The 9859-nt window shown below is 65.5% G+C and carries 8 protein-coding genes and 1 tRNA gene; 7 read left to right on the forward strand and 2 right to left on the reverse strand.

What is annotated here, in order from left to right; all coding sequences use genetic code 11:
- The first annotated feature begins 74 nt into the window (after positions 1-74).
- Genes BW990_RS19300 through BW990_RS19310 form a run of 3 tightly spaced genes read left to right on the forward strand, consistent with a single transcriptional unit; the run spans position 75 to position 4209 of the window.
- A complete protein-coding gene (locus BW990_RS19300; protein ID WP_076450831.1) occupies positions 75-776 on the forward strand; it encodes a response regulator in 702 nt (233 codons plus the stop codon).
- A 29-nt stretch (positions 777-805) separates the two neighbouring features.
- A complete protein-coding gene (locus BW990_RS19305) occupies positions 806-1996 on the forward strand; it encodes an FIST N-terminal domain-containing protein (RefSeq protein ID WP_076450833.1) in 1191 nt (396 codons plus the stop codon).
- Positions 1993-4209: a hybrid sensor histidine kinase/response regulator gene (locus BW990_RS19310; protein WP_076450835.1), complete on the forward strand. Its 2217-nt coding sequence runs from the start codon at positions 1993-1995 to the stop codon at positions 4207-4209. Before BW990_RS19305 ends, BW990_RS19310 begins: the two co-directional genes overlap by 4 nt.
- Positions 4210-4296: 87 nt before the next feature.
- On the opposite strand, the gene BW990_RS19315 is transcribed toward BW990_RS19310, so the two are convergent.
- Complete coding sequence (locus BW990_RS19315; protein ID WP_076450837.1) at positions 4297-4590, reverse strand: hypothetical protein; 294 nt, start codon at positions 4588-4590, stop codon at positions 4297-4299.
- A 133-nt stretch (positions 4591-4723) separates the two neighbouring features.
- The gene (locus BW990_RS19320; protein ID WP_076450840.1) at positions 4724-6010 is read right to left on the reverse strand and encodes an ATP-binding protein; all 1287 of its coding nucleotides are present in this window, start codon (positions 6008-6010) and stop codon (positions 4724-4726) included.
- Positions 6011-6062: 52 nt separating this feature from the next.
- Between BW990_RS19320 and BW990_RS19325 the strand changes: the two genes are divergently transcribed.
- From BW990_RS19325 to BW990_RS21665, 4 genes are all read left to right on the forward strand, one after another.
- Entirely contained in the window at positions 6063-6986 is a 924-nt protein-coding gene (locus BW990_RS19325; RefSeq protein WP_234990317.1) for an MBL fold metallo-hydrolase, read from the forward strand.
- A gap of 69 nt (positions 6987-7055) precedes the next feature.
- Positions 7056-7130, forward strand: a tRNA-Asn gene (locus BW990_RS19330).
- Between the two features lie 116 nt (positions 7131-7246).
- Positions 7247-9337 (forward strand): site-specific integrase, encoded by a 2091-nt coding sequence (locus BW990_RS19335; protein WP_076450842.1) that lies wholly within the window; start codon positions 7247-7249, stop codon positions 9335-9337.
- Positions 9338-9551: 214 nt separating this feature from the next.
- Positions 9552-9859, forward strand: a 308-nt coding sequence (locus tag BW990_RS21665; RefSeq protein ID WP_143526292.1) for a hypothetical protein, incomplete at its 3' end; no start/stop codon positions are given.

Genomic DNA, 9859 nt, shown 5'->3' on the forward strand with positions numbered 1-9859 from the left:
TTGGGCAAGTGACGCGCCCGGGGCCATGGCGTAGCATTCTTGCGACAAAACGTATCAATCAGGACCGGGCCGCCATGATCCAAGCCGCCACCGATGCCGCGTCTTCGCGTCTTTCCCACGCGCTTGTGGTCGACGATCACCCGCTGTTCTGCGACGCGCTGACGCTCACGCTGAACTCCATCTCCGATTTCGAGTCGGTGGCGACGGCGGGCACGCTGGCCGGTGCCTTGGAAGTGATCGACACGAGCGACGTCGATTTCGTCGTGCTCGACCTCAACCTGCCCGATGTGAACGGGCTCGACGGGCTGGTGCGGCTGCGCAAGGCCGCGCCCGAGGCGAAGATCCTCGTGGCCTCGTCTATGGCCGATAACCGCATGATTTGCCACGCCCTGAAGGCCGGGGCCAACGGCTTCGTGCCGAAACATTCGCAGCGCGCGGTCTTCGCCAAGGCCTATGAGACGGTAACCAGCGGGCGCGATTTCCTGCCCGACGGCTATATCGATCCCGATGGCGGACAGGCTGGCTCGGCGCCCGCCGATGCGCTCGACCGGCTGGCCACGCTGACCAACCAGCAGGCGCGCATCCTGTCGCTGATCTGCGAGGGGCGGCTCAACAAGCAGATCGCCTACGAGCTCTCCATCGCGGAGACCACGGTCAAGGCCCATGTCACCGCGATCATGCGCAAGCTCGGCGTGCACAGCCGCACCCAGGCGGTGCTGATCGCGCAGGAGGCGAGCTTCGCGAAGGTCTTGCCAAGCGGGGAAGATCCCTCCTAACCTTTCCGGCAGGGAGAGGACATTCGATCTTGGACGGAGCAATCGACAGCCCCGACGGTGCTGCGTGTGACCGCCACACGATTCTGCGCACGGCGCAGGTCGCCGCGGCCACGCCGGACGCCATGGCGCATATCGCGGCGGCGCTCGGCCCCGGGCGCTTCGCGCTGGTCTGCCTGTTCGTGACCGCCGAGGCGGATTTCGCCGCGATCCTCGCCGAGGCGCAGCGCCGCTTCCCCGACACACCGATCATGGCCTGCACAACCGCGGGCGAGCTTGGACGCGACGGCTACGAGGATGGCCAGATCGTCGCCAGCGCCTTTCCGGCCGAGGATTTCATCGTGCGCCTCGTCACCGTGCCGGACGTGCACGACATCGCCGCGCAGGCCTTCATCGACGCCGTGATCCAGACCCGGCACGAATTGCGCCACGCGGCCCCCGCCGATTGGTCCGAATTCGCCTACCTGATGATCGACGGTCTGTCGCTGCGCGAGGAACACCTGACCTTCATGCTGGCCACCGCCCTGGGCGCGATGCCGCTTTTCGGCGGATCGGCCGGGGACGGCACGCGCTTCGTGCAGACCCAGCTCGCCTGCGGGGGCGCGCCGGCGCAGAACGCCGCCGTCGTCGCGCTGATCCGGTCCCGGGCGGCGGTGCGCGTCTTCACCATCGACCATTTCGTGCCGACCGATACCCGCATGGTGGTGACCGGCGCCCGGCCCGACGAGCGCATCGTGACCGAGATCAACTCGGCCCCCGCCGCGCAGGAATACGCGCGGCTGCTGGGCAAGGATCCGAACCAGCTCGACCCCTTCACCTTCGCCGAGCACCCGGTGGTCGTGCGGCTGGGCGACAGCCACCACGTGCGCGCGATCCAGCGGGTGAACGCGGCGGGCGAGCTGGTGTTCTTCTCGGCCATCAACGAGGGCATGGTGCTGACGCTGGCGGATCACACCGACATCGCCGAGCATCTGGACGGCGCCTTCGACCGGCTTGCCGATCCGTTGCCGCCTTTGCAGATTCTGGCCTGCGATTGCATCCTGCGCCGTATCGAAGCGGAAAAAAGCCAGCGCAGCCGCGACATCTCGCGGATCCTGCGGCGCCACAACGTGACCGGCTATTCCACCTATGGCGAGCAATTCGGCGCGCTGCACGTGAACCAGACCCTGACCGGCGTCGCCTTCTACCCGCCCGATCCCGAACTGGACGCGTCCCGGCCATGAGCTCGGCCTCGCTGATCAATCCCGCCGATTCGATCGAGACGCAGAACGCCAAGCTTCTGCATATCGCCGATGCGCTGATGCGCCGGATCGAGAACCAGACCGCGCAATCGGGCGCGGCCTATGTGCAGTTCGAACGCGCGGCGCTTCTGGAAAAGCGGGTGCGCCAGCGCACCGAGGAGCTGGAGCGCACGCTCGATCTTCTGCAGGATTCCAACGCCCAGCTGGCGCGCGCCAATGCCGAGGCCGAAGATGCCCGCCGCGACCTCGCCGACGCCATCGAGACGGTGAAGGAAGGCTTTGCCCTCTTCGATCCGCAGGACCGGCTGGTGATGTTCAATTCGCGCTTCTGCCGCGATTTCCGCGACGTGGCGCCGGATCTCGCGCCCGACATGAGCTTCGACAGCTATATCTCGCGGATCGCAGGAAGCCGCTACCTCGCCCTGCCCGACAAGGACACGCCCGAGGCCTGGCGCGCTCGCCGCATGGCGCGGCACCAGGACCGCAACGTCATGTTCAACGTGGAGCTGACTCAGGACCGCTGGCTGCAGGTCTCCGAACAGCGCACCGGCAAGGGCGGCACCGTGGTGCTTCAGACCGACGTGACCGACCTCATCCGGATCGAGCGGCAGGAACGCGCGCGGCTGGAAAGCGCGCAGGCGCGGATGATCCAGGCGACGCTCGATCACCTGAACCAGGGGGTCGCGATCTTCGACGCGTCGGGGCGGCTTCTGGGCTGGAACCAGAAGATCGGCGCGCTCCTGTCGGTGCCCGCGCGGCTGATGCAGCTCGGCGTGACCTTCGATGCGATCCTCGACCAGCTTGGTCAGGCCTTCGTTTTTCTCGGCGGTGTCGACCGGACGATCTTCCGCCACTGGGCCGATCACGGCCACACGGTCGAGCCCATCTCGTTCGAGGTTCGGCACGGCGCGCGCGACATCCTGCACGTCTTCGGGCGCGGCCTGCCCGATGGCGGCTTCCTCATTTCCGTGACCGACGTGACCGCCGAACGCGAAGCGGCCCAGCGGCTGTTCGAAATCAACGAGATGCTGGAACAGCGCGTAATGGAACGCACGCTCGAGCTCGAGGATGCGCTGAACGCGGCGGAGCGGGCGAATGCCTCGAAGAACCGCTTCGTGGCCGCCGCCTCGCACGACCTGCTGCAACCGCTTTCGGCGGCCGAGCTTTTCATCGGATCGCTTTCCGACAAGCTCGGCGATCCGGCGGACCGGCAGGTGCTGGCCAAGGCGGGCACCGCGATCAAGAGCGCGGTCAGCCTGATCGACGCGCTGCTCGATATCTCCAAGCTCGACAGCGACAAGCTGCATTTCGACATTCGCGCCGTGGCGCTGTCGGAAATCCTCGACCCCTTGCGCGACGAGATGGAGGTGCTGGCCGCCGAGAAGGGTCTGAGGCTGACCATCCTGCCATCGCACGCCATCGTCGAAAGCGACCCAGCCTATCTGCGCCGGGTGATCCAGAACCTCGCGGCCAATGCCATCCGCTACACCGAGGCGGGCCGTGTTCTGATCGGCGTGCGGCGGCAGGGCAATTCCGTCCGGATCGAGGTCTGGGACAGCGGCCCCGGCATCGCTGAAGAGGATCAGGACGCCATCTTCGAGGAATTTCACCGGCTCGACCGGGCAGCCAGCCGCAATGACGGGCTGGGCCTCGGCCTTGCCATCGTGGAGCGGGCCTGCACGCGTCTCGGGCATCCGCTCGGGCTCTGGTCAGAGCCGGGGCGCGGTTCCTGTTTCCGGGTCTCGGTGCCGGTGGCGGGCCAGGCCGGTCCCGAACGCCGCGACCCGGCGCGCAGCCGCAAGATCGACCTGGGCCTCAGCGGTCTGATCGTGCTTCTGGTCGAGAACGAGCCCGAGCTGCGCCGCGCCATCCAGCTCCTGATCGAAAGCTGGGGGGTCGACGTGATCGAGGCGGAGAACGGCGAGGCGGCGCTGAGCCTGCTCGAGGATCTCGATATCATGCCCGACGCGATGATCCTCGATCAGCAGCTGGGCGCGGGCCCCAAGGGCACGGAGCTTCTGCAGATTCTGACCGCGAAATACGGGCCCCGGCCCGCCGTCATCCTGACCGCCGACCGGTCGGAGGCGGTGCAGCGCGCCTGCGAGGCGCTGGGGGTCACGCGGATGCTGAAGCCGCTGGACCGGACCGACCTCGCTACCTTCCTGAGCGATGCCTGCCTTGCGGGCGACGCCTGACGGGACCACCCGGCGGGCAGCTCGGGGGACCGAAGCCGGGCCCGCCCTGCCCCGATCCGCTCCCCCTGAACCTGCCTGCTATGCGCGTCACAGCATGGACTTGCACCCGCGATGGGCATTCGGCTGACCGATGTGACGCGGGTTCAGGATCAGCATCCACCGCACGGGATATCCCGGCGCCTGCGTCCGGCTGTAGGAACACCCGTCGGGCGTGGTGAACCACTGGCCCCGGAAGTTTTCCGACGGCACGGCGCCGTCGCCCATCGCCGCGCCCTGCCCCTGGGTCGAGATGATGACGGTGCTCTGCTGCGACTGCTGCTGGGCCAGCGCGGCCATGGGAAGAGTTGCGGCAAGCGTGGCGAGGATGGCGAGTGTCTTCATGGTAAGGTGCTCTCCTGAGAGGGTGGATTACGCCCTCCAGAAACCCCCGAAACGCGGCAAAACCGTGCCGTTCAGCGCGTCGAACTCGGGCCATTCCATAAAGTTATAGGAATTGCCCAGGCCCGGCCCTGCGCTAACGCGCGATCACGATATCCGCGCGCAATCCGCCGAGCGTCTCGCTGTCGCCAAGCCGCAGCACCCCGCCATGGCCGCGGGCGATATCGGCGGCGATGGCCAGACCCAGCCCGACGCCCGAGCCGCGGTTCTGGTTGCGCGCGGGATCGAGCCGCACGAAGGGCCGGATCGCGTCGTCGCGGCTCTCCGCATCGATGCCCGGGCCGTCATCCTCGACCCTGAGGCGCAGCGCGTTCTTCGTGAGGCTCACCGACACTTCGCAGTGCGTGCCGTAGCGCACGGCGTTGCCGATCAGGTTCTCCAGCGCCCGGCGGATGGCGACCGGGCGCAGCATGACCTCGCCCGCGCCCTCGGCTTCGCGCATGGTGACGGCGCGCCCGGCGCGCTGCGCATCCTCGACCACGCGGGTGACAAGCGCCACGGGATCGGTCGGCTCGGGCGCGCCCGCCTCGGCATTGCCCCGGGCGAAATCGAGAAACGCGTCGATCAACCGTTCCATCTCCGCAACATCGGCCAGAAGCGGTGCCTGATCCGCATCGTCGAGCATGGAGAGACCCAGCTTCAGCCGCGTGATCGGCGTGCGCAGGTCGTGGCTGACCCCCGACAGCATCATCGTGCGCTGTTCGATCTGCCGCTCGATCCGCGCCCGCATGTCGAGGAAGGCATGCCCCGCATTGCGCACCTCGATAGCGCCCGAAGGCGCGTAGGGCGCGTGCCGCCCCCGCCCAAAGGCCTGCGCCGCATCGGCAAGCCGCGTGATCGGCCGCAGCTGGTTGCGCAGGTAGAGATAGGCGATGGCCGTCATCAGCGCGCCGAAGAAGATCATGTAGACCAGAAGCTGGTGCGGGTTCGAGGCCGAGGCCCGGTCGCGGTCGAATCGCACCTCCAGAAGCGCGTCGTCGCGGCGCAGATAGACAAACACGTCCTGATCGTCGGGAAGCCGGGCCGCCACGAAGTTCGGCAATTCCTCGGACAGCGTCCGGTGCACCACGATCGCGGAGAAATCGAACCAGCGCCGGTCGGTGCCCGTGGGCAGCGCCGCCTCGGTGACCGGGCGCACGTCGAAATCGAGCATCACCTCGCGGAAGGCGTTGTCGCGCGCCAGCGCCACGTTCATCGCCTGCGCCACCTCGCCGGTCATCTGGCGGGTCACCTCCTCGAAATGGCGCTGGATGAAGACCACCGACACCACGAGTTGCAGCGTCACCACCGGCAGGACCAGGATCAGGAAGGCCCGTCCGTAGAGGCCGCGCGGCAGGTAGCGTTTGAGCCATTCGAAAGACATGGTTATTGCTAGCGCAGCCCGCGCGCCGCCGCCATCGCGAAAGGAGGCTCTCTTGCCCGATCCCGTCCGTCCCGGCCCCGCGCGCCCGGCGCCCCTGCCCGTCGCGGAGGCGCTGGCGCCACGCCTCACCCGCGTGCTGGCGCCGAACCCCTCGCCGATGACGCATCAAGGCACCAATACCTATCTTCTCGGCACGCGCGAGGTCGCGGTGATCGACCCCGGCCCCGACGATCCCGCCCATCTCGAGGCGATCCTGCGGGCGTTGCCGAAAGGCGCCGAGATCAGCCATATCCTCGTGACCCACGCCCATCTCGACCACACGGCACTGGTGCCGCGGCTGCAGGACCGGACCGGCGCGCCGGTCTATGCGTTCGGCGATGCGGCGGCGGGCCGAAGCGCGCTGATGCAGGATCTCGCGGCGCAGAGCGACGTCGGCGGCGGCGAGGGGCAGGACACGGATTTCGCGCCGGACGTGCTGCTGGGCCATGGCGACACGGTGTCGGGCGCCGATTGGGACGTGATCGCGCATCACATCCCGGGCCATACCGGCAACCATCTGGGCTTCGAATGGGACGGGGCGCTCTTCGTGGGCGATCTGGTGATGGGCTGGGCCAGTTCGCTGGTCTCGCCGCCCGATGGCGACCTGACCGATTTCATGGCCTCGCTGGAGCGGCTGGGCACGCGGGACTGGCAGCATTTCCATTCGGGCCATGGCGCGGTGATCGAGGCGCCCAATGCCCGTCTTGCGGAGCTGCGCGACCACCGGCGCGGCCGGGAGGCGCAGATCCGCGCCGCCCTCGCCCTGCAGGCGGGCCGCGCCGAGGACCTCGCGCGGCGCATCTACACCGATATCCCGCCCGCGCTCCTGCCGGCGGCCTCCCGAAACGTCCTCGCGCATCTCATTGATCTTTATTCGAAATCTATCGTCCAGCCCCGAGGCCCCCTGAGCGCCGAGGCCACCTTCGAACTTTCGTGACCCCGCCGCGATTTTTTCGCCCCGCCCCTCTGGACGCGTGGAATCGCTGTTGCTATACGCACCTCGTGTTCCGGCGTAGCTCAGCGGTAGAGCAGTTGACTGTTAATCAATTGGTCGTAGGTTCGATCCCTACCGCCGGAGCCAATTTCCCCTAAGTTGCTGAAAAATTGGTATAATCGCGGCGAACGTCGCGAGAATGCGCGCTTGGCACGATTCCTGTCCCTCCGCTTGGCACAAACGCTGGCACAGGAGTCGCAGACATGCGGGCTCAACTCAGGAATCATCCCCATCTCGAATACCGCCCGTCGGGCTTTCATTGGCGCCGCCGCCTGCCGCGCCATGTCCTGAAAAAAAATTCACAGGGACTCAAACCCTGTCTGCTTTTTTCGCTGCGTACGCACGTCCTCCCCGACGCGAAGGCCCTGGCTCAGAAACTCACCCTTCTGAGCGACGTCGCCTTCGCCGGAGTGACGGAGAGAACGATGGCGATCGCGCCCGACATCATGAACACCCTCCTCGTCGAGCTCTGCCGCTTCCTGATCGAAGCTGCAGATCTCGCTCGGGAAGAAGCGCCGGAAAGGACCCGGGAGGTCGCGGACTACGAGTTGGCCTGCGCGCATGCCGCCGTGGGAAGCCTCCGGGACGCGTACAAGCTTCGAAACGTGGATGTCGCCCGTCAGCCGCTTCGGGATGTCGCGGCGCGCCTCGGGATTGCACTCGATGAGACGGACCCGGACTGGCGTGGCCTCGCCCTGCGGGCATTGCGGCACATGCGCGAGGCCGCGGAGGAAAATATCGAACGCGACCAGGGCTACTTCAGAGAAACTACCTTCGTCCTCGCCGCGGCCCGGCAGCAACTGGACGGAGCGCCCTGCGCTGTGCCCGTCGCCGCGCCCGGGTTGCCAATGCAGTCCCCGATCCGGATGCCCGTCGGGCACGTTCCGCAGCATCTCATGCCGCAAATCACGCCCCGGGCAGCTTCACAGGACGTGTCGGCTCAGGTTTCGAGAGACGTACCAACGTCAAAACCAGAACCCGAGGTGGCGGAACCCGTAGCCGCAAAACAGCCCGCTGACTCGGAACCGTATGCGTCGCAACAATCGGGGCTTACGATCAAGGAATGCTCTGAAGAATACATCTCGCTGCGCAGTCAGGGCTACAAGAGCTTCAAGCCGACCGAGCAGGCAAACAAGAAGGGCGCTGCAAGTTGGGCCAAGAACACGGCACCGAATGTGCGCTCCACAACTGCACTGATGACACGCATTCTCGGAGACAAGCGTTTCGTCGAAATCACGGACTCCGAATTGACTGCGGCTTGGGAATTGTACGCGCGCATACCACGGACCTATCAGGCCAAAACCAGCAAACTGTCACCTGCCGAAGCAGCGGACCAAGCAGATGCGCAAGAGAAACGCAACAAGGAGATCACTCGCGAGCGTCTGACTAAGAAAGGGGCCAGCCCGGGCAAGATCGAAGCCGAGATGCTCAAAGATCAGGTTCGGCGCCTTGCCACCGCGACGATCTACCGTCACATGCAAGATTTCCAGCGCATGTGCTTCTTCTTGATAAAGACAGGACGTATGTCCGATAACATCATGGAAGAACACATCTGGGACTCCGCGGAATTCGAACGTCGTAAGACACTGGAAGAGGACAATGAGCGCCTGACCTGGTGCGGAAAGCTTGATGCGTTCTTCCGTTCGCCCATTTTCCAGGAAAAGCTCGACGATGTTGGCGATCCGATGTTCTGGGCGCCGCTGATCGCTCTGCACGCCGGCCTCAGAAGCGAAGAGGTTCTGCAACTCTATCTCACGGACATCCAGGTTCTCGACGACGTGCCGTGCATCGTTCTCCGCCAGGGGCCCGGCCAGAGCCTGAAGAGCCAGGCTGCCCGCCGGACGGTACCGATCCATGAAAACTTGCTGAAACTCGGTTTCATGAACTTGGTTGCCCTGCGCGAACGTGAAGGCGAGCCGCGTCTCTTCCCTTGGCTTGAGCGTAGCGAGAACAAGAAGACGTTTACGGAGAACTTCTCGAAGAAATTCACCCGGTATCGGAAGGACCACAAAGTTTACGACCCTCAACGTGACTTCCACAGCTTCCGGACGACCTTCAATCACCTACTGATCGAAGTGGAATGCCCGGACACGCAGCGTCGTTACATGATGGGGCATGTCGAGCGTGACATCGGGATCACCAACTACAATCCCGACGGGTTCTCTAAAGCCCTGCTCGCGAAACGGGTCAACGCGGTGAAGATCGACGTCTCGATGATCAGATCACCGTTCGCTGAAGCGCAGCGAGGTAATGTGGCGCATCTTGCGGATCGTCGTTATTGCGCGGTGTCCTGAGCCAGGGGGCCTTGGGCCTTGATTTGCTGCACCCAAGCGTCAGCTGCCCAAATTTTTTGGACACGCGACGGCGGTCAAGAACGGGCCTTGGCCTTGCAGTTCGAAAACCCAACGAAAAGCGGCGGCAGCGGACCTGCCGCTGCTGCCGCATTCGACGCTCCTGGGACAACTCGCTTCAGAGTGATCCGTCGACGAGCGCGCGCGCCTTTAGTCGATGTCGCAGTTCACGGCGCCGGCGCGTGAACACTTCGTAAACCTGGATCCGGACGCGCAGGTTCTTCATTTCCCCGGTCTCGCAGAAATCGTCATGCGTGCTGTACTCCAGCGCGCGATCACCAGCTCGACCCTCGCTTCTATCGAAAATGTCGTGAGCTGGGGGCGGCGAGCTGTCGTTCGCAGCGCTCGACGCCAACGTCTGCTCTGCGGGTATTCCGTTGAAAAACTCGCCTTGCTTGAGGAGCTGACCGCTGATTCAATTTGGCTGCGGCAGCTTGAGGTGAACGGTGATGATGGGGTCCCGGC

The sequence above is a fragment of the Roseivivax lentus genome (assembly GCF_900156805.1).
In the GTDB taxonomy this organism is placed as follows: domain Bacteria; phylum Pseudomonadota; class Alphaproteobacteria; order Rhodobacterales; family Rhodobacteraceae; genus Roseivivax; species Roseivivax lentus.